This window comes from Aeromonas sp. R5-1 (assembly GCF_040908265.1).
In the GTDB taxonomy this organism is placed as follows: Bacteria; Pseudomonadota; Gammaproteobacteria; order Enterobacterales; family Aeromonadaceae; genus Aeromonas; species Aeromonas caviae.
On sequence record NZ_JBFODJ010000045.1, the window covers coordinates 27,924 to 53,420 of the forward strand.

A 25,497-nucleotide genomic window follows, 5' to 3' on the forward strand; every position below is an offset into this window, starting at 1 on the left:
GAATGACAGAGAAACGCAAGGGTGAGGGCGACAAGCTGCTGTATTGCTCTTTCTGCGGCAAAAGCCAGCATGAAGTGCGCAAGCTGATCGCTGGCCCTTCCGTCTACGTATGTGATGAGTGTGTCGAGCTGTGCAACGACATCATCCGCGAGGAGATCCGCGAGATCTCTCCCAAGCGCGATGGTAGCGAGCTGCCGACCCCTCATGAAATCCGCGCCCATCTGGACGACTACGTGATCGGTCAGGAGTACGCCAAGAAGGTGCTGGCAGTGGCTGTCTACAACCACTACAAGCGTCTTCGCAGCGGCAGCGAGTCCGGTGGCGTGGAGCTGGGCAAATCCAACATCCTGCTGATTGGCCCCACCGGCAGCGGCAAGACCCTGCTGGCCGAGACCCTGGCTCGTCTGCTGGATGTGCCCTTCACCATGGCCGATGCCACCACCCTGACCGAAGCCGGTTATGTGGGCGAGGACGTGGAGAACATCATCCAGAAGTTGCTGCAAAAGTGCGACTACGACGTGGAGAAGGCCCAGCGCGGTATCGTCTACATCGACGAGATCGACAAGATCTCCCGCAAGTCGGACAACCCCTCCATCACCCGCGACGTGTCCGGGGAAGGGGTGCAGCAGGCCCTGCTGAAACTGATCGAAGGCACCATCGCCTCCGTGCCGCCCCAGGGCGGTCGCAAGCACCCGCAGCAGGAGTTTTTGCAGGTCGATACCTCCAAGATCCTCTTCATCTGTGGTGGTGCCTTCGCGGGGCTGGACAAGGTGATCGAGCAGCGTTCCGTCAAGGGCACCGGCATCGGTTTTGGCGCCGAGGTGAAATCCAAGAATGCCAAGGCAACCCTGAGCGAGAACTTTGCCAAGGTGGAGCCGGAAGATCTCATCAAGTACGGTCTTATCCCCGAGTTCATCGGCCGTCTGCCGGTGGTCGCGACCCTGACCGAGCTTGACGAGGCGGCCCTCATCCAGATCCTGAAAGAGCCGAAAAACGCGCTGACCAAGCAGTATGCCGCGCTGTTCGCCCTGGAAGAGGTGGAGCTGGAGTTTCGTGACGACGCGCTCAATGCCATTGCCCGCAAGGCCATGGAGCGCAAAACCGGTGCCCGGGGTCTGCGTTCCATTGTCGAGGCCGTGCTGCTCGACACCATGTATGACCTGCCCTCCCTGAAAGGGGTCAGCAAGGTGGTGATCGACGAGACGGTGATCAAGGGAGACTCCGCGCCTCTGATGATCTACGACAATCCCGAGACTCAGGCCGCAGCCTCAGAGTAACTGTCTGATTTTTAATCACATAAAGGGGCTTTTTGCCCCTTTCATGCTTTTTACGGCCAAGGCGATTGAATCTCATCTTTGCGCCCCCATATACTCAGCCAAGCCTTTGCCAACGGTATAACAAGCCGAGAGGACATATATGAACCTAGAGCGTTCAGAACGCATCGAGATTCCCGTCCTGCCTCTTCGTGACGTGGTGGTCTATCCCCACATGGTCATTCCACTCTTTGTGGGGCGGGAAAAATCCATTCGCTGTCTGGAAGCGGCCATGGAGCAGGACAAGAAAGTCCTGCTGGTGGCCCAGAAGGATGCGTCGACTGACGAACCGACGGTGGAGGAAATTTTCTCCGTCGGGACAGTGGCCAATATTCTGCAGATGCTCAAGCTGCCGGACGGCACCGTCAAGGTGCTGGTGGAGGGGGGCCAGCGTGCCCGTCTTGAGCGGATGATCGACGATCGCGACTTTTTTGTCGGGGAGGCCCAGTACATCGCGTCCGCCCCCATCGAGGAGAAGGATCAGGACGTGCTGGTGCGCTCTGCCATCGGCCAGTTCGAAGGTTACATCAAGCTCAACAAGAAGATCCCGCCCGAGGTACTCACCTCGATTTCGGCGATCGACGATGCGGCGCGCCTGGCCGATACCATGGCTGCCCACATGCCGCTCAAGCTCGAAGACAAGCAGAAGGTGCTGGAAATCGCCTCCGTGTCCGAGCGCATCGAGTTTCTGATGGCCATGATGGAGTCGGAGATCGACCTGTTGCAGGTCGAGAAACGCATCCGCTCCCGGGTCAAGAAGCAGATGGAGAAGAGCCAGCGGGAGTATTACCTCAACGAGCAGATGAAGGCCATCCAGAAAGAGCTGGGTGAGCTGGAAGACAGCCCGGATGAATTCGAAGCCCTCAATCGCAAGATTGAAGAGGCCGGGATGCCGGAGGATGCCCGCGAGAAGGCCCAGGCCGAGCTCGCCAAGCTCAAGATGATGTCCCCCATGTCGGCGGAAGCTACCGTGGTGCGCAGCTATGTGGACTGGATGGTGCAGGTGCCCTGGAAGGCACGCTCCAAGGTCAAGAAAGACCTGGGCAAGGCCCAGGAGGTGCTGGATGCGGATCACTATGGCCTGGACAAGGTCAAGGATCGCATCCTCGAATACCTGGCGGTGCAGGCGCGTGTGAACAAGCTCAAGGGCCCCATCCTCTGCCTGGTCGGGCCTCCCGGGGTGGGCAAGACCTCCCTGGGGCAGTCCATCGCCAAGGCTACCGGCCGCAAGTATGTGCGCATGGCCCTGGGTGGGGTGCGTGACGAGGCGGAGATCCGCGGTCACCGTCGTACCTATATCGGCTCCATGCCCGGCAAGCTCATTCAGAAGATGGCGAAAGTCGGCGTGAAGAACCCGCTGTTCCTGCTCGACGAAATCGACAAGATGAGCTCGGACATGCGTGGCGATCCCGCTTCCGCCCTGCTGGAGGTGCTGGATCCCGAGCAGAACAGCAGCTTCAACGATCACTATCTGGAAGTGGATTATGACCTGTCGGACGTGATGTTCGTGGCCACCTCCAACTCCATGAACATACCGGGTCCGCTGCTGGACCGGATGGAAGTGATCCGTCTGTCCGGCTACACCGAGGACGAGAAGCTCAACATTGCCAAGCAGCACCTGGTGGCCAAGCAGATCCAGCGCAACGGCCTGAAGCCTTCCGAGATCACCATCGAGGATTCGGCGCTGATCGGGGTGATTCGCTACTACACCCGCGAGGCGGGTGTGCGCAGCCTGGAGCGTGAAATCTCAAAAATCTGTCGCAAGGCAGTCAAACGCATCCTGCTGGACAAGAGCATCAAGCATGTTCAGGTCAACCAGGAGAACCTCAAGGAGTTCCTGGGGGTACAGCGCTTTGACTATGGCAAGGCCACCGACCAGAACCAGATTGGTCAGGTGTGCGGGCTGGCGTGGACCGAAGTGGGGGGCGATCTGCTCACCATCGAGACCACCAACATGCCGGGCAAGGGCAAGCTCACTTACACCGGTTCCCTCGGTGACGTGATGCAGGAGTCCATCCAGGCGGCCATGACGGTGGTGCGGGCCCGTGCCGAGAAGCTGCGTATCAACGGCGACTTCTACGAGAAGCGCGACATCCACGTGCACGTGCCGGAAGGGGCGACCCCGAAAGACGGCCCGAGCGCCGGTATCGCCATGTGTACCGCCCTGGTCTCCAGCCTCACCGGCAACCCGGTGCGTGCCGACGTGGCGATGACGGGTGAAATCACCCTGCGTGGCGAGGTGCTGCCCATCGGTGGTCTCAAGGAGAAACTGCTGGCGGCCCACCGTGGTGGCATCAAGCGTGTGCTGATCCCGAAAGAGAACGAACGTGACCTCGAGGAGATCCCGGCCAACGTCAAACAAGATCTTGAAATCTATCCGGTTCGCTGGATTGATGAGGTGCTTGCACTGGCGTTGCAGGACAATCCGCAAGGTTTCGAACGCGTTTCTGTCGTGTAAATGTTGATGCGCCGCAAATTTGGCGCATTCGGGGGGTGGTTAAGGCTTGCATGCACCGGACAACGGAAGTAGCCTTGACCACCGATCGGGTACTCATGATGAGTCGCAATGCGTGATGTGGCGCGGGTTTGCGCCAGATTGTCACTTGCAACTGATCAGGAGGCTTGTTATAAAACCTCCACTTGTTGTGGCCAGGGAAATCAGCGCCGCAGCGATGTTCGATAAAAGGGGAATATAAGAGTGAATAAATCTCAACTGATTGACAAGATTGCAGACGGTGCTGATATCTCCAAAGCTGCCGCTGGCCGTGCGCTGGATGCCTTCATCGATGCCGTGGGCGAAGCCCTGAAAGAGGGTGACCAGGTTGCTCTGGTTGGTTTCGGTACTTTCGCCGTTCGCGAGCGTGCAGCCCGTTCCGGCCGCAACCCGCAAACTGGTGCGACCATCGAAATCGCTGCCGGTAAAGTTCCTGCCTTCAAAGCCGGCAAGGCCCTGAAAGACGCGGTCAACTAAGCCGGTCGCTGATATCTATCGGCACCGTCCTTGGTCTCTGACCAGACAAGTGAGAGGGCTCTCCCTCATACTGCTTGACCAAGGCGCATCGCAATCGGTGCGCCTTTTCATTATTTACGCCCATCGAGTTCGGGAGCATAAGTACAAACATGATGTTGGATAAACTACGCGAAGGGGCGCAGGGCAAGGTAGCCAAGGTTATCTTGGGCCTGATCATCCTCTCCTTTGCCTTGGCCGGGGTAGGCAGCTACCTCAATGGCCCGGCACGTACCGCCCCCGCCACCGTCAACGGCAATGACATCAGTGCCCCCGCACTGGAGAATGCCTACCGCAATGAGCGGGCCCGCATGGAATCCCAAATGGGTGAGGCCTTCAACCAGCTGGCCGCCAATCCCGATTACATGAAACAGTTCCGCCGTGGCGTGCTGGACCGTCTGATCGATCAGGCGCTGATCGATGACAAGGCCCGCTCCCTGGGTCTGCGCGTCAGCGATGAGCAGATCAAGCAGGCCATCGTCGCCATGCCCGAGTTTGCCGAGAACGGCAAGTTCAGCAATGACCGCTACCTGCAGCTCATTCGCCGTGCCGGCATGACCCCCGAGATGTTCCGCGACTCCCTGCGCCAGGACATGGTGCGCCAGCAATTGATGGGCGCCGTGCTGGGATCGGAGTTCGCCCTCAAGGGTGAAGCCGAGCAACTGGATCGTCTCTACAACCAGACCCGTGACCTGCGCCTGATCCGTCTGGCCGCTTCCGCCTATGTGGACGGGATCGAGGTGAGCGATGCCGAGGTGGAGCAGTTCTACAAGGCCAACAGCGCTCGCTTCATGAACGACGAGACGGTCAAGGTCGACTATCTGCTACTCGATGCCGCGAACCTTGGCAAGAACATCAAGGTCACCGAGCAGGATGCCCAGGATTACTACGACCAGCATCAGGATCTGTTCCAGCGTCCCGAGCGCCGTCAGGTGGCGCACATCCTGATCCCGTTTGGCAAGGATGAAAAGGCCGCCGAGCAGAAAGCCGAGGCCGTGCTGGCCAAGGCCAAGGCAGGTGACGATTTCGCCGCGTTGGCCAAGGCCGACTCCTCCGATACCTTCTCCGCGAAGAAGGGCGGGGAGCTCGACTGGTTCGAGAAGGGGGTGATGGATCCTGCCTTCGAGAAAGCCGCGTTCGCGCTGGCCAAGGCCGGCGATCTCTCCGCCGTGGTGAAGAGCCCGTTCGGCTTCCACATCATCAAGCTGCTGGGAGTCGAACCGGCCAAGACCAAGCCCTTCGTGGACGTGATGAGCGATACCATCGCCCGTCTGCAGTCTGAGAAGGCCAAGGAGCAGTTCTTCGCCGAACAGCAGAAGATGGCCGACAGCAGCTTCGAGAACCCGGACTCCCTGGACTTGACCGCCGAAGCCATGGGCCTCCAGGTGCAGTCCACCGGCTATTTCAGCCAGGCCGATGCGCCGGCACCGCTCAATGATCCCAAGGTGCTTTCCGTGGCATTCTCCGAACAGCTGCGCGATGACAACACCAACTCCGACGTGATCGAGCTGGCCGACGGCAAGGCGCTGGTGCTGCACATCATGGGTCACCAGCCGAAGGCGGCCAAGCCGCTTGCCGAGGTGAAAGAGCAGGTGATCACCGCCATCAAGCACGACAAGGCCAGTGAAGTGGCCCGTGGCAAGGCCCAGGGTCTGCTGGACAAGCTCAAGGCCGGTGAGACCGTTCAGGCCGACCTGACCGCGCTGGGTCTGAAAGTGGATACCCATACCGGTGTATCCCGTTTCGCCCAGGAGATGGACCAGAACCTGGTGACCCAGGCGTTCCGCATGCCCCATCCGACCGATGGCAAGCCGAGCGTCGAGCTGGTGACCGAAGCCAACGGTGATCGTGTGGTGGTGGCGCTGGACAAGGTCAACGTCATCAAGGAGCCGTCCCAGATGGTTAGCCTGCTGCAAGGTCAGCTGGGTCAGGGCAAGGCACAGGCCGACTACAAGTCGCTGATCGACGAGCTGCGCAAGGCGGCCAAGATCGAATACTTCACCGACGTGGAAGCCACTGTCGAGTAAGTCAGCCTCACGGCCCCAAGTGTGAAAACGGCTCCATGATGGAGCCGTTTTTTTTGTGCCATCGACAGCCCGGCAGAGCGGGCGGGCGCAGGAGGGAAGGGCCAGGCACGGGCTTGTGCTGCCTATCCTGGCTGGGGATGAGCGGGACAGGTGTATGACAGCGCGCTGTACTCTTGCTCTCCCTATCCCCAATCCTTCTCTTGCTGTGGGGCGTGATCAAGGAGGCATAAAAAACCGGCGCACGAGGCGCCGGTTCTGATCGCTTTGCTTGAAAGCGGAGGATTACACCACACCCTGGGTGCGCAGGTAATCCTCGTAGGTGCCGCCGAAGTCGCGGATGCCGTCTTCAGTCAGTTCCAGGATGCGGGTCGCCAGGGAGGAGACGAACTCGCGGTCGTGGGAGACGAAGATCAGGGTACCCTTGTACATCTCCAGCGCCAGGTTCAAGGATTCGATGGATTCCATGTCCAGGTGGTTGGTCGGTTCATCCATGATCAGGATGTTGGGGCGCTGCATCATCAGCTTGCCGAACAGCATCCGGCCCTGTTCACCACCGGAGAGCACCTTGACCGGCTTCTTGATGTCGTCCTGGGAGAAGAGCAGACGACCCAGCACGGAGCGCACCGCCTGCTCGTCTTCGTTCTCCTGCTTCCATTGGGCCATCCAGTCGAACACATTGAGATCGGTGTCGAAATCTTCGGCGTGATCCTGGGCGTAGTAGCCGATCTGGGCGTTCTCGGACCACTTGATGGTGCCGGTATCCGGTGCCAGGGCACCGACCAGCGTCTTGATCAGGGTGGACTTACCGATCCCGTTGGTACCCAGGATGGCGACCTTCTCGCCCACTTCCAGCATCATGTTGAGCCCCTTGAACAGGGGACCGTCGCCATAACCCTTGGAGACGCCTTCGATTTCCAGGATGTTGCGGTAGAGCTTCTTGTCCTGCTCGAAGCGGATGAAGGGGTTCTGACGGCTGGATACCTTCACTTCCTCAATCTTGATCTTGTCGATCTGCTTGAGGCGGGAGGTAGCCTGGCTGGATTTTGAGGCGTTGGCGCTGAAGCGGGAGACGAAGGATTGCAGATCGGCGATCTGGGCCTTCTTCTTGGCGTTGTCGGCCAGCAGGCGCTCGCGGGCCTGGGTGGCAGCCAGCATGTACTCGTCGTAGTTGCCCGGGTAGACCCGCAGCTCGCCGTAGTCCAGATCCGCCATGTGGGTGCAGACGGAGTTCAGGAAGTGACGGTCGTGAGAGATGATGATCATGGTGCTTTCACGATCGTTGAGCACCTGCTCCAGCCAGCGAATGGTGTTGATGTCCAGGTTGTTGGTCGGCTCGTCCAGCAACAGGATGTCGGGGTTGGAGAAGAGCGCCTGCGCCAGCAGTACCCGCAGTTTCCAGCCCGGGGCCACTTCGCTCATCGGGCCGTTGTGCTGCTCGATGGGAATACCGGCACCCAGCAGCAGTTCGCCTGCGCGGGATTCGGCGGTATAGCCATCATATTCGGCGACCAGGCCTTCCAGCTCGGCGGCCTTCATGTAGTCGTCGTCGGTGGCTTCCAGGTTGGCGTAGATGGCATCGCGTTCGGCGATGGCGGCCCACAGCTCGGTGTGGCCCATCATGACCACGTCCAGCACGCGCATCTCTTCGTAGGCGAACTGATCCTGGCGCAGCTTACCGATGCGCTCGTTGACATCCAGGCTCACATTGCCGCCGGTGGGTTCGAGATCGCCGCCGAGGATCTTCATGAAGGTGGACTTGCCACAGCCGTTGGCACCGATGAGGCCGTAGCGGTTGCCGCCGCCAAACTTGACGCTGATGTTCTCAAACAGCGGCTTGGCGCCGAACTGCATGGTGATGTTGTTGCTTGAAAGCACTGGAATGTCCCGGTTGGTCTGTCAAATGGCGCGCATTATGGCACAGATCCCCTGAAAGTTTTAGCAGGAACTGTGATCTGGCCCCATTGCAGGGGGTAAGGTTTCACGACCAGGCCGGCAACGGGCTCCGGCCTCTCTTGCAGAGGGGAGGCGAGGGGCGGTCATGAAAAAAGCCGGCACTGGGCCGGCTTGGATGCGTGGGGTGTCACTTAGTGGGCGGAGGCGCCGGAGGCACCGAGCCCGGTCTGGGAGCGGACGAACTGCGGGAAGAACTTCGCATGCTCGTCGGAGGCTGCCTGGGACTTGTCGGTGACCGAGAAGAACCAGATCCCGATGAAGGCCAGCCCCATGGAGAAGAGCGCTGGGTATTCGTAGGGGAAGATGGCCTGGGCATGACCCAGCACCTTCACCCAGACGGTGGGGCCCAGGATCATCAGGGTCACGGCGCTGATGAGACCGAGCCAGCCGCCATAGACGGCGCCACGGGTGGTCAGGCGGGACCAGAACATGGAGAGGAAGAGCACCGGGAAGTTGCAGCTCGCCGCGATGGAGAAGGCCAGGCCCACCATGAAGGCGATGTTCTGCTTCTCGAACAGGATGCCAAGGCCGATGGCGACCACACCCAGCACCAGGGTGGTCATCTTGGAGACGCGCAACTCGTCGGCCTCGTTGGCCTTGCCTTCCTTGATGACGCAGGCGTAGAGGTCGTGAGAGACCGCGGAGGCCCCCGCCAGGGTCAGCCCGGCCACGACCGCCAGTATGGTGGCAAACGCCACGGCGGAGATGAAGCCCAGGAACAGGCTGCCACCCACCGCATCGGCCAGATGGACCGCCGCCATGTTGGTGCCCCCCAGCAGGGCACCGGTGGCGTCCTTGAAGTCCGGGTTGGTGCTGACCAGCAGGATGGCGCCAAAGCCGATGATGAAGGTGAGGATGTAGAAGTACCCGATGAAGCCGGTGGCATAGAACACCGATTTACGGGCTTCCTTGGCATCGCTCACGGTGAAGAAGCGCATCAGGATGTGGGGCAGACCTGCGGTACCGAACATCAGGGCCAGCCCAAGGGAGATGGCGGAGATGGGGTCGGCGACCAGGCCGCCCGGGCTCATTATGGCCGCACCATTGGCATGCACCTTGACCGCTTCGCTGAACAGGGTACCGACGTCGAAGTTGACGGACTTCATCACCATGATGGCCATGAAGGAGGCACCGGAGAGCAGCATCACCGCCTTGATGATCTGTACCCAGGTGGTGGCCAGCATGCCGCCGAACAGCACGTAGAGCACCATCAGGATGCCGACCAGCACCACGGCCACGTGGTATTGGAGGCCGAACAGCAGCTCGATGAGCTTGCCGGCACCGACCATCTGGGCGATGAGGTAGAGGGCGACCACCACCAGGGAGCCGCTGGCGGAGAGGCTGCGCACCGAGGTCTGCTTGAGGCGGTAGGAGGCCACGTCGGCAAAGGTGTACTTGCCGAGGTTGCGCAGCCGCTCCGCGATCAGGAACAGGATGATGGGCCAGCCCACCAGGAAGCCGATGGAGTAGATGAGACCGTCATATCCCGAGGTGTAGACCAAGGCGGAGATGCCGAGGAAGGAGGCGGCGGACATGTAGTCACCGGCGATGGCCAGACCATTCTGGAAGCCGGTGATGCGCCCGCCGGCGGCGTAGTAGTCGGAGGCCGAGCGGTTGCGCTTGGAGGCCCAGTAGGTGATGAACAGGGTCGCGGCCACGAAGATCACGAACATCACGATGGCCGAGATATTGAGGGGTTGGCGTTGCACCTCGCCGCTGATGGCGTCGGCCGCCAGCAAGGGGGTGGAGATCAGACCTGCCAGCGGCAGCAGAAACTTGCCTTTCATGATTGCGCTCCCTTGAGGATCTTCTGGTTCAGCTCGTCGAACTCGCCGTTGGCACGAAATACGTAGATACCGGTCAGCACGAAGGCCGATACGATGAGACCAATCCCGACCGGGATGCCACGGGTGATGCTGGAGCCTTCGCTCAAGGGGGTGCCAAGCCAGCCCGGTGCAAAGGCGATGAGCAGGATGAACGCCAGGTAGAGCCCCAGCATCAGGATGGAGAGGGTCCAGGCAAAACGCTGGCGTTTGGCGACCAGTGCCTGGAAGTTGGGATCTTGCTGGATCCGAAGATACGGTTGCTGTTCCATTGCAGTTCTCCATGACAGTGAATGTCAGCGGTGGATGAGGGGTTCCCTACCGGACAGCACGGCTGTCCATGTAAGCAAAATGTGAATTAAATGTTATTTCCGAACAATTAGACTTTGGGATAAGCCAGCGGGCCGCCCTGATGCAGGCGTACAAAGACAAGGGCGGCGGTGACGGCATCGCTCAGGGCGTCGTGGGGGGGCAGGGCTGGCAGCGCCAGATGGCGACAGATCGCGGCCAGGTGCAGATCGATGGCGGCGTCGGGATAGCGGCGATAGAGGTGATCGTGATAGAGGCGGCTCACCTCGATGCCGCGCTGGGGCAGGGTGAGCCCCCACAGCCGTTGGCAGGCGAGGTTGAGAATGCGCAGGTCATAGGCGATGTGATACCCCACCAGCTCACGGGAGCCGATGAACTCCAGCAGCGCGCGCAGCGCGGGCTCCAGTGCCATTCCCTGTTGCAGATCCTGATGGCGCAGGCCGTGGATCACCACGGACCCGGCGCTCAGGCTGGCGGGAGCCTGGACCCGGATGGCAAGGGCATCGCCCGTTTCTATCCGGTTGCCCCGGATGCGCACCGCCCCGATGGAGACGATCTCCGCCAGCGCCGGATCCAGGCTGGTGGTCTCGAAGTCCAGCGCCACCCACTCGTCGCCAGCAGGGCGGGCAAAGAGCGGGGCAAACACCCCCTCCCGAAACGTCCTGCCAAGCCAGCGGCGGCGCCAGTGCATCCACATCGCTATTGCCTAAGACGAAAGTGCAAGGTGAGCCATTGCTGGAACTTCTTCACCTGGTGCAGGGCATGGCGCAGCAGATCCCGCTCTGCGGGGCCGAGGTCTGCCACCCGCACCCGTCCGTCTCCCTCCTGCAACTGGCTGCGCAGCCGAAGCCGCATGAACAGCCGGAAGGCCTCCGCCAGATTGGTGCCATAGTCCCGGCTGAGGCGTCCCTGGCCCACCAGGGCCTCGATGCGTCCTGTGGTCGAGGTCTCCAGGATCCCCGCCTCCAGGGAGAGTACCCGGACGCCGTGGACAAGGGGGAAGAGGCCGCCCCGCTTGAGATCCAGCCCCTCGGGGGCTTGCTCCAGCCTGCCAAAGAGGGTGAGGGGGGCGTGAAAGGCGACGGCGGCCCTTGCCATCTCCGCCAGCAGATCCGGCCGGTCGGCGAGGCAGGCCCGCAGGTGGCGGGCGACGGGGGCGAGCCGGGCGCGATCTCCCGTGATGGCCTGGGCATCGGCCAGGGTGGCGAGCCAGAGCAGATCCGCTTCGCTGGCGCGCACACAGGCCTGCTCTATCCCTTGCAGCCAGCCGCCAAGCGGCTTCACCCAGGCCGGGTTGTTGACCATCACCCTGCCCGGGCAAGGGGGATAACCCAGGCGCGCCAGCAGGGCGCTGAAGGCGGCCAGATCCGCCGACTGGGTGGGCCACGGCAGGCCATCCGGCAGGATCAGGGCATTGTCCTGATCGGTTTTCTGGATCTGTTCGCCACGCCCCTCCGACCCCAGCATCAGCAGGCACACCTGCTCTTGCTGCGCCGCGGGGATCACCAGGGAAAAGGCCTTGGCGATCAACTGCTCGTTGATGGTGGCGATGAGCTTCATCAGGAACAGGGTGTGGATCCCCTGGGCAAACAGGGAGCGAATGAGTTGCTGCTGCTCCCGGGCGACCGCCTCGAGGGCGGCCGGGGAGTCGGCGCGGGCGATGCGCAGGGTCAGCACATGGGAGTGAGTGGAGAAGAGCCCGAGCACCTGGGTCAGATGCAGGATGCCTGCCACCTCCTGCCCCTGCCAGATGACCAGGCGCTTGATGCGGTGGCGGGTCATCAGCAGCAGGGCATCGAACAGATAGCTCCCCAGTGGCAGACCCGTCAGCGGGGTGGGGGTCAGCACCGCCAGCGGCGCACTGAGCGGCAATCCCTTGAGGGTGAGGGCGTGGAGCAGGGTCTTGCGGGTGGCCAGGCTCAGGCTGCCCTCTGCTCCGGGATAGAGCAGGCAGTCGGTGCCCCTGGCCACCATGGCCTCGGTGGCGGCCAGGAGTGAGAGGCTGCTTTCCACGATGAGCGGCGCCTGCAGATGGTCGGGAGCGATGCGGGTCAGGATGAACTCTGCCAGGTTCTGCTGTCCGAGCTGGCCGCGGCGCTCCTGCTCCCGCTGGCGCTCCGCCAGGGTGGCGGTGAAGTAGCGGGCGATATGGGGGTGCGCGTCGCACAGGGCCAGAAAGACGGGGCGGGGAATGAGCTGGCAGAGGGTATCTTCCAGGGCGGCGAAACGGTGGCGGCAGTGCCCGTCAAACTGGGCACGGACGTCGAACATGTCCCCCTCGCCATAGTCCCCAAAGGATTGATGGGGGGCCGACTCTTCCACGGCCCCCTTGATGATGAGGTAGAGCCCGGCGGGCTCCTCCCCGGCGTGCTGCACCGTCTGGCCCGCGCGAAAGTAGCAGATGCTGAGGTGCTGACCGAGCCGCTGGCGTGCCTCCTCGTCCAGGCCGTCGAACGGTGGACGGGCAAAATTGAACAGAAGTGACATGACAGGCTCCACCGTGACCATGGGGCCAGTCTGACAAAGGCTCCACCACCGGGCCAGCCGACTTTAGTCGCAGGCCCGGGGCGGCCTCCCTGTACCTGCCCATAACACTCTGGTAACGTTGTGGTATGACCAGTTGAATCAAAGGACGAAGACGGAGATGGAAAAGCCAAGGGTCAAATGGGTGTTTCAGGAGGGGATCGCCGAGGTGATGCTCTGCCGGGGGGACAAGCTCAACGCGCTGGATCGGGCCATGTTCGACACCATCGACGAGACGCTGAACGCAGTATCCCGGCAAAAAGGGTTGCGGGCCGTGATCCTGCACGGGGAGGGGCGGGCGTTCTGCGCCGGGCTGGATGTGAAATCCATGCTGAGGCAGCCGGTGGCGGCGCTGGAGATCCTCAAGCGCGAGGCGGACGAGGCGACCAACCTGGCCCAGCGGGTGGCCTATGGCTGGCATCAACTGCCGGTGCCCGTGATTGCGGTGACCCAGGGGGTCTGTTTTGGCGGCGGTCTGCAGATAGCGCTCGGCGCCGATTTTCGCTTCAGCACCCCGGATTGCCGCTTCTCGGTGATGGAGATCAAGTGGGGCATCATCCCCGACATGAGCGGCAGTGTCACCCTGCGCAACCTGATGGGGATGGATACCGCCATGGAGCTTGCCATGAGCGGGCGCGAGCTCGAAGCCAGCGAAGCCAAGTCCCTCGGCCTGGTGAGCCGGGTGTGCGCGGATCCCCTGGAAGAGGCGCGGGCCTTTGCCCGGACCCTGATCACCAAGTCGCCGGATGCGCTGGCGGGGATCAAGCAGCTCTACACCCAGGCCTGGGCTCGCAGTGACGAGACCATGCTCAAGGAAGAGACCCGGTTGCAGAGGCAGATCCTGGGGCGCCCCAACCAGTGGCGGGCGACCCTCAACAGCCTGCTTCGCTGGCGCCTGCCATTCGGACCGCGCCGCAACGCGCTTTGAACCCCTCACCCATCCAACACAAATGAAAATGGCAGCCGAAGCTGCCATTTTGCATTGTGCCGTCTGATTACTTGGCAACGGTATCCGGGTCTGCCTCGAAGGGGTGGCCGGTTTGCTCGCGCATCAGGTTCACTTCGGCGCGGTTTTCAATCCAGTAGTCGGCGTTCTTGATGCCGAGCTTTTCCGGGTGGAACACGGGATCCAGACCCTTGGCCAGCTGTGCCTCGTAGTCTTTCAGACAGGCGAAAGCCGGCTTTTGCAGCATCAGGATGGCACCGATGTTGAGCCAGGCCATCAGGCCGACGCCGATGTCACCCAGGCCCCAGGCCAGATCGGCGGTCTTGACGGTGCCGTAGACGGTGGCAGCCATCAGCGCAATCTTCAGCAGGAAGGTGAGCCAGGGGCGGTTAATCTTGCGGTTGACAAAAGCGATGTTGGTTTCGGCGATGTAGTAGTAGGCCACGATGGTGGTGAAGGCGAAGAAGAACAGGGCGATGGCGACGAAGTAGTTGCCAAAGCCTGGCATCATGCTTTCCATGGCGGTCTGCACATAGCCGGGGCCTGCCGCGATGCCGGCGATGCCGGTGTAGAGGGCGGCACCGTCCGGACCCTGCACGTTGTACAGGCCGGTGATGAGCAGCATGAAGCCGGTGGCGGAGCAGACGAACAGGGTGTCGATGTAGACGGAGAACGCCTGCACCAGGCCCTGCTTGGCCGGGTGGCTCACCGCCGCGGCGGAGGAGGCGTGGGGACCAGTCCCCTGGGCGGCTTCGTTGGAGTAGACCCCGCGCTTGACACCCCACATGATGGCCAGACCCAGAATGGCGCCGAAGCCGGCTTCCATCCCGAAGGCACTCTTCCAGATGAGCAGGATCACGCCCGGCAGTTGGCCGATGTTCAGGGCGATGATGACGCAGGCGACGATGATGTAACCCAGCGCCATGAAGGGCACCACGGTACTGGCGAAATTGGCGATGCGTTTGACGCCGCCGAAGATGATGAAACCGAGCAGCAGCGCCAGACCGGCGGCGGTGACGTTGGGATCGATGTCAAAGGCGGTCTGCAGGCTGGAGCCGATGGAGTTGGCTTGTACGCCCGGCAGCAGCACGCCGCAGGCGAAGATGGTGGCGATGGCGAAGGTCCAGGCATACCACTTCATGCCCAGGCCCTTCTCGATGTAGAAGGCCGGACCGCCGCGGTATTCACCGTTGATCTTCTCCTTGTAGACCTGACCCAGGGTGGACTCCACGAAGGCGGAGCTGGCGCCGAGGAAGGCGACCATCCACATCCAGAACAGGGCGCCCGGGCCGCCGAAGGTGATGGCGGTGGCCACACCGGCGATGTTGCCGGTACCGACGCGACCGGCCAGGGTCATGGAGAGTGCCTGGAAGGAGGAGACACCGGCATCGTTGCCCTTGCCCTGAAACATCAGGCGTATCATGCCTTTCAAGTGGCGCAGTTGCAGGAAACGGCTGCGCAGGGAGAAGTAGAGGCCTACCCCCAGACACAGATAAATGAGCGCTGGGCTCCAAATCACGCCATTGATGGCATTGACGATCTCATTCATGTACAACAACTCCTTTGTTGCGCTGTCTTGGCGAGGTCTATATGCCTCGCTCCCTTAACATTGAAATATGCGGTGACCAAGGGGGTCACTCAGGATTGTGCGGGACTTTCGACTGGTTAGTCCGCGGGATTTAACATATCGGTTTGTTCAGGGCCTTCCTAGTGAAAAGTGTTGTGACTTTGTTAATTTGTGAATTGACATTAACAAATGGTGAATGGAACTGGACAAGATTCGGTACATACCCATCATCTGCCGCTTTGCCATGCCCAGAGGGCTGATTGAGGTAATGCAAATAGGAGGCCAGGAGTGGCAACAAGGGAAAACAGGTGCATCATTCGCCTCGCCGGGGAGGAAGATGGGACCGGATTGACGGGGTTGTTTGCCCAGCTGGGCTACCCCAACCCTGACGGGGCGGTCAGCGCCAGGCTGGCCCAGCCCGATCCGGCTCGGGAGGTACTGCTGGCCCTGTGCGAGGGGATCCCGGTGGGGGTGCTGGTGTGGCATCGCCTGCAGCCCATGCACCTTGCACCAGCCTGGGGCCTGATCTCGGCGCTGGTTGTCGATGAGGGTGCAAGGGGCGGGGGCATCGGGGCCCTGCTGCTGGCGGCGGCAGAGCAGCGGGCGGCAGCCCTGGGGTGCGGCCAGCTGGAGCTCTCCAGCAGCCTCAAGCGCGAAGGGGCGCACCGATTTTATCTGGCGCAAGGGTATTGCGAGCGTCCGAAACGTTTTGTGAAAGCTGTCTGATTGGCAAGAGGAGTCCGTGTGTTCTGGTCCAGGTTGAAAGAGGTATTGGGTGGTGCATCTCCCCGGGAGCCCCGTCTCCCAGAAGAGCAGGAGTGGCGCGAGGCGCTGGCGGCGGTGCCCATCTTGCAGGGGCTTGAAGAAGAAGAGGCGCAGAAGTTGATGGAGCTGGCGCGCCATTTTCTCTCGCGCAAGACCCTCACCCAGATCGGGGTGGAACTGACGCCCCGCCAGCAGGGGGTGCTGGCCCTGCAGGCAGTGCTGCCCATCCTGCACCTGGGGTTCGATTGGTATCGAGGTTTCCACGAGGTGATCATCATCCCCGAGCCCGTGACCCGTCGTCAGGAGGTGCAGGACGAGTTCGGGCTGGTGAGCGAATTTGAAGAGGAGAACGCCGGTGAATCCTGGCCCCAGGGGCCGCTGGTGCTGGCCTGGAGCGAATTGCAGCAGGACGGGGACTGGGACGGATTCAACTTGGTGATCCATGAGCTTGCCCACAAGCTCGACATGCTGGGAGGGGATGCGGACGGTGCACCGCCCCTGCCGCGGGGCATGGATCCCCAGCAATGGACCCGGGCGCTGCAAGGTGCGTTTGACGAGATGAACGATCAGTTGACCAGAGAGGAGGTGACCGAGATAGACCCCTACGCCGCCTCGCATCCCGCCGAATTCTTCGCGGTGTGCAGCGAGAGCTTCTTCACCGATCCGTTGCGTCTGCGCGCCGTCTACCCTGCGGTCTATGACCAGTTCGCCCGCTTCTACGGCCAGGATCCCGCAGGCCGCTACCCGGCCACCCGATTGCTTGCTGGGGATCCCGGAGCGCAGGGCTGACCGGCACTGTGTCCGGGCGGCAGAAACACAAAAGGCACCCGAGGGTGCCTTTTTCGTGACAGCGATGTCGCCGGGTGCTTAGGCAGCGGCTTTGAGCTCGACGGGAGCGGCTTTCTTCTGCTCGCCGATGGGCAGCACGGTGCGACCGAACTGCTCGTTGATCACAGTGGCCATGGCCAGGTAGATGGCGCTGGCGCCGCAGATGATGCCTTCGAAACCTGCGATGGTGCCGATCAGGGTGCTGCCGGTGAAGTCACGGGCGGCCAGCAGGAAGAACAGCACGGTCAGGGAGGCGAACACGAACTGCTTCACGCGGGGGAAGTTGATGGTGCCTACCAGCATGAACAGGGTGAACATGCCCCACATCAGCAGATACCAGCCCATGTAGGCGTGGGGAGTGGCTTCGGCCAGACCCATGCCCGGCATCATCAGCAGGAACACCAGGCTCCACCAGAAGGTACCGTAGGAGATGAAGGCGGTGACACCGAAGGTGTTGCCACGCTTGTACTCCATGATGCCGGCGATGATCTGGGCCAGACCGCCATAGCACAGACCCATGGCCAGGATCATGGCGCTGATGGGGAAGAAACCTGCGTTATGGATGTTCAGCAGAATGGTGGTCATACCGAAACCCATCAGACCCAGAGGGGCAGGGTTGGCCAATTTTTCGCTCACGTGGTGTTCTCCAACAATAGAGGTGGGGTTGATAAAAGACGCGCGATTTTAGGCAGGCTCAGGGTCCCGGGCAAGGGGGGACACACAGAAATGGTAAAAAAAGAACACGAAAGTTTAAGTGGCCAACCATTCGTGCCATTCAGGTAGACGAGTGGTGAATGAAAAACGTTTTCAACGTTGCAATTTTGTATAAAAGGCACCTTGGCATGAAAGTCGGCAACGACGATGGTGACTGGGATTGGTGAGGGAAACGCGCCCCGGATGGTCGCGTCATGGCGGCTTGATTGAAAAATGAGTTCATATGCCATCAGACCAGAGTGTTTCCCTCCTGTTTGTGGCGCATCGGCCTCCCGTATCGCTTGCCATCGCAGTGTCCGTTGCGCTCCCCATTTTCTCGTCAACCCCGCGCTCGCCACCGTGTTCACTACACAAGGGCGGGGTGCCTGAGAAACCCGCAAGCGCGCCGTGTTGACTGCCACGGGCGAAAGGGGCGCAAGATTAACGGGCAGGATCAGAGGCTGCCCTTGTCAAAAAGCCAGAGGCGGGATGGGCCATGGACCCAGTAAAAACGCTTCGAAATGGAAGGGGGCGCGGGGTTGGCCCTGTGGCGTGCGCAAGAGGGTGTTCAGGATTGGCCCGATTAGACACTGTATATCTAATCGGCCATCTATTTTGACATGCCGACATGCCGACATGCCGACATGCCGACATGCCGACATGCCGACATGCCGACATGCCGACATGCCGACATGCGGGATAACGGGATAACGGGATAACGGGATAACGGGATAACGAGATCTTTCGAGACGGCTAGCGAGAGATAAATCCTGATGGCAGGGGTCGGGGGAGGTTAGAGAAGGGGAGGCAAGCAGGGATAAGGCAGCTCCACCATGATGTCGCCGCCGCTAGGCACAAAGGGAACAGCAGGGGCAAAGCGCGGGACCAGCCACCGCCCGCTCGCTCCGGCGGGAAAGAAAGGGATGAGAAAGGGTCGAGCAACTGGCACCGCACGGGTATCTGGGCGGTGGGCACCTTAAATGGCCAGGAAGGCGTTATCCGGTGGGGGTCGGGGGTGGGAGCCCCTTGGGCCATATGCCGTCGGGGCAAACAAGAGGGGCATCCGGCGGGCGCCGGATCAGTTGTCCAGGGTCAGCACCACCTTGGCTTCCTTGTCCGTCTCCTTCACCTGGCTGTCGAGCACGAAGAGGCGCTCCGGCGCGATGCCCTGGGTATCCACCAGATACTCCTTGGTGTTCTGGGCGCGGCGCATGGCGAGGTTTCGCAGGGACTTGGCGGTGATGAGCTGCTGATCCCGCAGCAGGAGCACCGCCTGGGCGCGCAGGGCCTCGCTCCCTTCATCGAGTCGCAACCGGTCGGCCAGATCCCCGAGATCTTCGTTGAACTTGGCTTCATAGGCCTCTGCCAGTGCGGATTGCATGGCGGGATCCTGCTCCAGCAGCGTCAAATCCACCGGGCTGCCGGTGATCTTGGCCAGCAGCCGCTCAAGCTTCTGGCGCTGAAGGATGGGGCGCTCTTCGTTGAAGTTGACCTTGCCGCGGATGTTCATGCTGAGCTTGGGCCTCTCCTTGAGGGCCTGGGCGAGGGTGGTCAGCTTGGTCTGCTGTGTCGGGGTCAGGGCGGGATCGCCAGGCAGGAAGGGGAGCTCGTCGAGATCCTTGGTGCCCCCCGTCAGGGACGCAAGCAGGGAGAAGGGGGAGGTGATGGCCTTGCCGAGGGTATTGCCGAGCACGTCCCAGAAGATGTTGCCCAGGCTGAAATCAGGCTGATCCAGATTGCCCTTCACCTTGAGGTTCATCTTGATGACGCCGTTCGAATCGCTCAGCAGGGCGATGGCGAGGCCGAGGGGCAGATCCTTGGCCTGCTCGCTCTTGACCTTCTCCCCGAGTTGCAGCTTCTTGATGGTGATGTCGTTGTCCCCCTCCAGCCGGTTGCCCTGCAGCTTGTAGTTGAGCTTCATGGAGAGCTGCCCCTTGTCGATGGCATAGCCCGCATAGGTGCTGGAGTAGGGGGTGAAGGTGGTGAGCTCCAGGTTGTTGAAGGCCACGGCCACGTCCAGCACGGGATCCTCGATGAGCAGGTTGGCGCCCCCCCGGATGGTGACGGGGGCGTAGCGGTCCACCTTGCCGTTGAAGGCGAGCTCGGAGCGCTGCCCCGGGGTGTTGCTGATATGGCGGCTCTGGCCGTCGAGGGAGGCGATGTCCACCACGAACTCCGGGCTCAGGCTGCGATCGGCGAAGCGCAGGTTGCCCTGGGCGGTACGGATCTGATCGATGACGATGTGCGGGGCGGGGGCGCTCTCCCTGGCGTTCGCGGCGTGTTGCGGCAGCAGCAGTTGCTGCACGTTGGTGATCCCCTCTTCGTTGATCTCGATACGGGCATAGGGTTTGCTCAGCAGGATGTCGGCGATGCGCAGTTGCTGGCTCAGGCCATCATAGTGCAGGCCGCTCAATTGCAGATTCTCTATCTGGAGCAGGCGCTGGTTGTCGGCCCGATCCAGCACGTTGAGCCCCGCGACCTCGAGTCCACCGCTTATCTCCAGCTTGCTGATGGCCCCCTGGCGGTCGGTGGCCAGGTCCAGCCTGGTGCGGCTGGCAAGCTCACCGTCCCGCACGCTGATGCGCAGCAGATCCTGCAGGTAGGGTTGAGCCAGGGTCAGCGGCAGCCCCTGCTGGCGGATGGCGCCGTTCAGGGTGAAGGGGGTCAGCCCCAGGGTGCCGTCAAACGCCACCGTCGTCCTGGTGTCGAGGGCTGCGTTGAGTGTGAGGGGGCTGGGTTGGGCGGTCTGGCTGCCAAGGGGCCCGAGGGTGAGGGCGATGGCGGAGATGGCCCGTTTCAGGGGCTTGCCGCTGGTGGCTTCGGTCAGGGTGAGGCTGCCCTGGTCGATGCGGGTCTGCTTGAGGGCCCATTGCCAGGGCTTGGCGGGGGTGGCCGGTTGTTTGCCCCCCTTGGGGGTCTTCTGGGGGATCAGCAGGTCCGCGAGATCCAGTTGTTGCTGGTGGTCGAGGACGGCGGTGATGGCCGGGCTCTTGAAGGTGGCGGCATCGAGCTCAAGGCGCTGCTTGTTGCCATCGATGCGGATCCCGGTCAGCGCCAACTGCTTGAAGCGGGCAAATTCCTCCCCCTTGTTGCGTGTGAGCTGCCAGTTGGCCAGGGTCAGCTTGCCCTTTGACAACTGCCAGTCCAGTCCCTGCTTGCCCTGGGTGAGGCGATAGGCGAGCTCGGCGCTGGCCTCCCCTTTGGCGAGGGTCGCCTTGAGATAGGGGGCCCAGAGGGGGGCGAAGGGGGCGATGGCCACCTTGCCAAGGCTGAGGTTGCCCTTGCCGGCGCCGCTCATCATGTCGAATTCCCCTTCGGCCTTGAGGGGGCTCTTCTCGTTGACGGTAGCGCTCAGGCGATAGGGGTTGAGCACCCCCTCTGCGGTGGAAAAGCCGGGCAGGTGCAGGGCGAGCTTGTCCAGGGTGAGGGGCGGCACCCACCCCGGGCTGCTCTGCTTGCGGCTGTCCCGGTAGCTGAGCTGGCCCTGCTCGACGGACAGCTTGCCGATGGTCACCAGCACGGGCTCGGCGCTAGCTGGCGGTGTTTGCTCCGGCGCAGGGGCGAGCAGGGAGGCCAGTGCATCGGTCAGATTGAAGCGCGCCTCCCCCTTGAGATCCTCGAGGCGCACCAGATCTGCCCTGGGGGCGGTCAGGGTGGCCTCTTCCAGTACCAGGGCGCGCTGCTGCCAGCTCGCTTTCAAGGCGGGAATGAGCTTCAGCTCTTCAAATGACACCAGTGCTTGCTGCTGGTCATCGAGCATGGCGCTGGGCCCCAGCACGAGGGAGGGGGAGCGGATCCCCACCTCTATCTTGCCAAGGGAGAGGTGCAGACCGTAATGGGTGGCAAGCCAGCCGGGGAGATGGCGCTGGATGAGGGTCGGCGCCTGCCAGAGCAGGATGGTGATGCCGATGAGCAGGAGCGCGAGAAGAGAGAGGGCATAGCGCAGCAGACGAGCGGGCAGAGGCTTGAGCATGATGGTCTCCATTTGATGCGCATATGGTAGCAATTAATCGTGCCCGGTTCATGGGAAGGACTCATGAGGTGCGCCGCACTTTGACCGGGCTGGGGAATTATTGTGCGACCAAGGCCGGATTTCCCCGGTTTGCCCCACCTCGCCGCTTGCCCAAACCGCCCAGTCTGTCCGGCATGTCGTGACGGGCGATGTGGGGAACAAGGGGGTTGCCGGGTCAGGGCCTGCCACTGCGAATATCCACTGGAAAACCGGGATACCGGGGGCGAGATACCCCCAGAGTCTGTCAATCCCCGTCGGTTTTCAAGCCGCCGAGGGAGTGGATGCAGCGCTGCTCGGCGGCATCAAGCTCGGCCATCACCATCTGGATGTCCTCCAGCTGCTGGCGCAGGGAGTGGCGTCTGGCCTCGATGAGCTGGATCATGGAGTGAAGCTGCATCCGGCTGGAGCGGTCGGTGTCGTACATGTCGAACAGCTCGCGGATCTCCGCCAGGCTGAACCCGAGGCGCTTGCCGCGCAGGGTCAATTTCAGGCGGATCCTGTCTTTGTGGCTGTAGATGCGGGTCTGCCCCTCCCGGGTCGGGGTGATAAGCCCCTCGTCCTCGTAATAGCGGATGGTGCGGGGGGTGATGTCGAACTCCTGGGCCAGCTCCGAGATGCTGTAGGTCCTCTCCTTGCCACTGGCGTGTCTGGCTCTCATGGTGCGCCCTCCTGATGAGCTGGCGGGGTCCTGGCCCCGCGGCAAGGGCCGGGTTCATGATGCATGATGGCCTCCCGGGGTGCGCTGCTCGCGCTCTTGTGCGAGGCGCCGTCCCCTCCCGTGCAGGGCCTGGCCGACCCGGGAGCCGTTGGGGCGCCCCAGCAGCTCGCTCACCCACTGGCCGGTGGCGGCCAGCTGGTCGAGATCGACGCCGGTGCTCATGCCAAGGCCGTGCAGCAGATAGACCACCTCTTCCGACGCCACATTGCCGGAGGCGCCGGGGGCATAGGGGCAGCCGCCGAGCCCGGCCACCGAGCAGTCGATGGTGCGGATGCCGCGCTCGAGGGCCGGCAGCAGGTTGGCCAGCCCCTGGCCATAGGTGTCGTGAAAATGAACCGCAAGCCGGCCCGCCGGGATCTCGTGCAGCACCGCATCCAGCATGGGAGCCACGGTGCCCGGGGTGCCGACGCCGATGGTGTCGCCGAGGGATATCTCGTGGCAGCCCAGATCCAGCAGCCGCTCGGCCAGGGCGGCGACCCGTTTCGGGCGGGTCGGGCCGTCGAACGGGCAGGCGATGACGGTGGAGAGGTAGCCGCGCACCTTGATGCCGAGGCTGCGCGCCTCCTGCACCAGGGGGGCGAAGCGCACCAGGGACTCCTCCACGCTGATGCCGATGTTGGCTCGGGTGAAGCCGTCCGAGCAGGCGGTGAAGAGGCCTATCTCGTCGGCGCGTGCGGCGACGGCGGCCTGCAGACCCTGCAGATTGGGCACCAGGGCGCCATAGCGGGTCGGCCCCCTGCGCGGCAGGGCGTTGAACAGTGCGGCGGAATCCGCCATCTGCGGCACCTTTTTGGGCGACACGAAGGCCCCCACCTCGATGCGCTGCAACCCGCTCTCGGCCAGGCGGGCGATGAGCGCCAGCCGCTGCGCCAGGGAGAGGGTGGCGGTCTCATTTTGCAGGCCGTCCCGGGGCCCCATCTCCACCAGGCTGACCTTGTCGTCCCGGTTCTCGTGCGTGTGGCTCATGAGCGCTCCTCCTGCGCGGTATGGTCCTCGGCAAAGCGCACCAGCACGGCGCCCTGGCTCACCTGTTCCCCCTGGCGGCACTGCAGGGCCTCAATCACCCCGTCCCGGTCGGCCTTGAGGACGTGCTCCATCTTCATCGCCTCCAGCACCAGCAGGGGTTGCCCCTTGCTGACCGGCTGGCCGGCCTCGACCTGCAGCGCCACCACGATGCCGTGCATGGGGGCCAGGATGCCCGGGACATGGCTCGTATCGTGATCATGGTGGAGCTGATGATGCTGATCATCGAGCGAGAAGCGGATGCGTCTGCCCGCCAGGTGCAGCAAATAGGCGCCCTCTCCGAGGGGCTGCACCGGATAGCGCTGCCAATGTCCACCCTGGCACAGGCGGATCTGATCAGCCCCGAGTTCGAACGGGATCTGCTCGCCCTGCCAGAGCAGGGCACCCCCTCGCTCGGCGAGGGTGAGAGTGCGGGTCTCCTCGCCGATGCGCACCGTGGCGCAAAAGCGGCGGGTGGGGCCCAGCCGAAAGCCTGCGGCCTGCTGCCAGGGGGAGGCATCGCGCTCGCAAGTGGCGAGCCAGAGGGTGGTGAGGGGCCAGGCGAGCGCCGGAACGGGCAGGGTGTCGGTGGGAATGGGCCACTGGGTGTGGTGGCGCATCGCCAGCACCTCTGGCGCTTCGCACAGGCGCTGCAGGAGCGGGCCGTTGTGCACCAGAGGGCCGAGATCCAGGGCTGCCAGGGCATCGGCCAGGGTGGCAAAGGCTTCGCTGCGGCTCGGTGCGTGGGCGACGAGCTTGGCGATCATGGGGTCGTAATAGGGGCTCACCTCATCGCCAGCGGTGACGCCGGTGTCGATGCGCACCCCCTTGGGCCAGGTGAGCCAGTGGATGGGGCCGCTCGCTGGCAGAAAACCGGCGGCCACGTCTTCGGCGTAGAGGCGCGCCTCCACCGCGTGGCCACGCAGCACCACCTCATCCTGGGTGAGGGGCAGCGGTTTGCCCTCGGCCACCGCCAGCTGCCAGGCCACCAGATCCTGGCCTGTGATGGCCTCGGTAACCGGGTGCTCCACCTGCAACCGGGTGTTCATCTCCATGAAGAAGAACTCCTCCCCGCACAGCAGAAACTCGATGGTGCCAGCCCCCTGATAGTGGATGGCCTTGGCCGCCGCCACGGCCGCCTCGCCCATGGCGCGGCGCAGGGCAGGGGAGATGTCGGGGGCGGGGGCCTCCTCGATCACCTTCTGGTGGCGGCGCTGCAAGGAGCAGTCCCTGTCCCCCAGATAGATGGCGTTGCCAAGGGCATCGGCAAAGACCTGCACCTCCACGTGACGGGCGCGGGGGAGATAGCGCTCCAGCAGCACATGGTCGTCGCCAAAGGCGGCACTCGCCTCCCGCTTGACCGCCGCCAGGGCGTCGTCAAAGTCGGCCAGCTGATCGACCCGGCGCATCCCCTTGCCACCGCCGCCACTGGCCGCCTTGATAAGGAGCGGGAAGCCCACCTGGCTCGCCTGATCGCGCAAAAAGTCGGGATGCTGATCCGCGCCGTGATAACCGGGCAGCACGGGGACGCCGGCTGCCTGCATCAGCCCCTTGGCCCCCGACTTGTCCCCCATGGCGAGGATGGCGGCGCCGCTTGGGCCGACAAAGCGCAGGCCCCGCTGTTCGCAGGCTGTGGCAAAGTCGCTGTTCTCGGACAGGAAACCGTAGCCCGGGTGGATGGCGTCGGCATTCGCCTCTTTGGCAATCTTGAGCACCTTGCCGGTGTCGAGGTAGCTCTCCCGGGCAGGGGCCGGCCCCAGATGCCAGGCCTCGTCGGCTTCGCGCACATGCATGGCACGGGCGTCGGCGTCGGAGTAGAGGGCGATGGTATGAATGCCGAGGCGCTGTGCGGTCTTGATGATGCGCACGGCGATTTCACCGCGATTGGCGATCAGCAGGCGCTTGATGGGAGTGTGATGGGTCATGCTACCTCTCTGTTGTTCAAGGCGCACAAGTGCGAAGCGTGTTGATCCACACTCCCGTTATATTGACCACAGTTGGCGATCAGCAG

General features: G+C 62.8%; 18 protein-coding genes. 7 read left to right on the top strand and 11 right to left on the bottom strand.

All coding sequences use genetic code 11. The annotated features are described in order from the left end of the window. Positions 1 to 2 precede the first annotated feature (2 nt). The 4 genes from clpX to ppiD all read left to right on the top strand — a co-directional run bounded on the left by clpX (position 3) and on the right by ppiD (position 6,347). Positions 3 to 1,277: an ATP-dependent protease ATP-binding subunit ClpX gene (gene clpX, locus AB5Y64_RS05835; protein WP_010674573.1), complete on the top strand. Its 1,275-nt coding sequence runs from the start codon at positions 3 to 5 to the stop codon at positions 1,275 to 1,277. A gap of 139 nt (positions 1,278 to 1,416) precedes the next feature. Continuing rightward, complete coding sequence (gene lon, locus AB5Y64_RS05840; RefSeq protein WP_010674574.1) at positions 1,417 to 3,771, top strand: endopeptidase La; 2,355 nt, start codon at positions 1,417 to 1,419, stop codon at positions 3,769 to 3,771. A 240-nt stretch (positions 3,772 to 4,011) separates the two neighbouring features. Further along, positions 4,012 to 4,284 carry a nucleoid-associated protein HU-beta gene (hupB, locus tag AB5Y64_RS05845; RefSeq protein ID WP_005315375.1) on the top strand — a complete coding sequence of 91 codons (273 nt, stop codon included), beginning with the start codon at positions 4,012 to 4,014 and terminating at the stop codon, positions 4,282 to 4,284. Between the two features lie 149 nt (positions 4,285 to 4,433). Next, complete coding sequence (gene ppiD, locus AB5Y64_RS05850; RefSeq protein WP_161470459.1) at positions 4,434 to 6,347, top strand: peptidylprolyl isomerase; 1,914 nt, start codon at positions 4,434 to 4,436, stop codon at positions 6,345 to 6,347. A 282-nt stretch (positions 6,348 to 6,629) separates the two neighbouring features. Here ppiD and AB5Y64_RS05855 read toward each other — a convergent pair whose 3' ends face one another. From AB5Y64_RS05855 to AB5Y64_RS05875, 5 genes are all read right to left on the bottom strand, one after another. Then, positions 6,630 to 8,222, bottom strand: coding sequence for an ABC-F family ATPase (locus tag AB5Y64_RS05855; protein ID WP_010674576.1), 1,593 nt, complete (start codon positions 8,220 to 8,222; stop codon positions 6,630 to 6,632). Positions 8,223 to 8,431: 209 nt separating this feature from the next. Next, entirely contained in the window at positions 8,432 to 10,087 is a 1,656-nt protein-coding gene (locus AB5Y64_RS05860; RefSeq protein ID WP_010674577.1) for a cation acetate symporter, read from the bottom strand. Continuing rightward, the gene (locus AB5Y64_RS05865) at positions 10,084 to 10,395 is read right to left on the bottom strand and encodes a DUF485 domain-containing protein (RefSeq protein ID WP_039039049.1); all 312 of its coding nucleotides are present in this window, start codon (positions 10,393 to 10,395) and stop codon (positions 10,084 to 10,086) included. The genes AB5Y64_RS05860 and AB5Y64_RS05865 overlap by 4 nt, the downstream gene beginning before the upstream one ends. A gap of 107 nt (positions 10,396 to 10,502) precedes the next feature. Beyond that, on the bottom strand, positions 10,503 to 11,129 hold the full coding sequence (locus tag AB5Y64_RS05870; protein WP_103243210.1) for a 3'-5' exonuclease: 627 nt from the start codon (positions 11,127 to 11,129) through the stop codon (positions 10,503 to 10,505). 2 nt (positions 11,130 to 11,131) lie between these two features. Then, positions 11,132 to 12,919: a putative nucleotidyltransferase substrate binding domain-containing protein gene (locus AB5Y64_RS05875; RefSeq protein WP_103243209.1), complete on the bottom strand. Its 1,788-nt coding sequence runs from the start codon at positions 12,917 to 12,919 to the stop codon at positions 11,132 to 11,134. A 157-nt stretch (positions 12,920 to 13,076) separates the two neighbouring features. Between AB5Y64_RS05875 and AB5Y64_RS05880 the strand changes: the two genes are divergently transcribed. Further along, positions 13,077 to 13,883, top strand: coding sequence for a crotonase/enoyl-CoA hydratase family protein (locus AB5Y64_RS05880; RefSeq protein ID WP_103243208.1), 807 nt, complete (start codon positions 13,077 to 13,079; stop codon positions 13,881 to 13,883). Positions 13,884 to 13,950: 67 nt separating this feature from the next. On the opposite strand, the gene AB5Y64_RS05885 is transcribed toward AB5Y64_RS05880, so the two are convergent. Further along, complete coding sequence (locus AB5Y64_RS05885) at positions 13,951 to 15,450, bottom strand: sodium:alanine symporter family protein (protein WP_043156472.1); 1,500 nt, start codon at positions 15,448 to 15,450, stop codon at positions 13,951 to 13,953. 375 nt (positions 15,451 to 15,825) lie between these two features. Here AB5Y64_RS05885 and AB5Y64_RS05890 point away from each other — a divergent pair, with 375 nt between their 5' ends. Continuing rightward, positions 15,826 to 16,194, top strand: coding sequence for a GNAT family N-acetyltransferase (locus tag AB5Y64_RS05890; protein WP_223919952.1), 369 nt, complete (start codon positions 15,826 to 15,828; stop codon positions 16,192 to 16,194). Between the two features lie 18 nt (positions 16,195 to 16,212). Further along, the gene (locus AB5Y64_RS05895) at positions 16,213 to 17,022 is read left to right on the top strand and encodes a zinc-dependent peptidase (RefSeq protein WP_069651179.1); all 810 of its coding nucleotides are present in this window, start codon (positions 16,213 to 16,215) and stop codon (positions 17,020 to 17,022) included. Between the two features lie 78 nt (positions 17,023 to 17,100). On the opposite strand, the gene AB5Y64_RS05900 is transcribed toward AB5Y64_RS05895, so the two are convergent. From AB5Y64_RS05900 to AB5Y64_RS05920, 5 genes are all read right to left on the bottom strand, one after another. After that, a complete protein-coding gene (locus AB5Y64_RS05900) occupies positions 17,101 to 17,697 on the bottom strand; it encodes a GPR1/FUN34/YaaH family transporter (RefSeq protein ID WP_069651183.1) in 597 nt (198 codons plus the stop codon). Between the two features lie 1,135 nt (positions 17,698 to 18,832). Continuing rightward, complete coding sequence (locus tag AB5Y64_RS05905) at positions 18,833 to 21,727, bottom strand: DUF748 domain-containing protein (RefSeq protein ID WP_368203457.1); 2,895 nt, start codon at positions 21,725 to 21,727, stop codon at positions 18,833 to 18,835. A 283-nt stretch (positions 21,728 to 22,010) separates the two neighbouring features. Beyond that, on the bottom strand, positions 22,011 to 22,424 hold the full coding sequence (locus tag AB5Y64_RS05910) for a MerR family DNA-binding transcriptional regulator (RefSeq protein WP_010674587.1): 414 nt from the start codon (positions 22,422 to 22,424) through the stop codon (positions 22,011 to 22,013). Between the two features lie 54 nt (positions 22,425 to 22,478). Continuing rightward, the gene (locus AB5Y64_RS05915) at positions 22,479 to 23,450 is read right to left on the bottom strand and encodes a hydroxymethylglutaryl-CoA lyase (RefSeq protein WP_161470455.1); all 972 of its coding nucleotides are present in this window, start codon (positions 23,448 to 23,450) and stop codon (positions 22,479 to 22,481) included. Continuing rightward, on the bottom strand, positions 23,447 to 25,411 hold the full coding sequence (locus AB5Y64_RS05920; RefSeq protein WP_161470454.1) for a biotin carboxylase N-terminal domain-containing protein: 1,965 nt from the start codon (positions 25,409 to 25,411) through the stop codon (positions 23,447 to 23,449). The genes AB5Y64_RS05915 and AB5Y64_RS05920 overlap by 4 nt, the downstream gene beginning before the upstream one ends. Positions 25,412 to 25,497 lie beyond the last annotated feature (86 nt).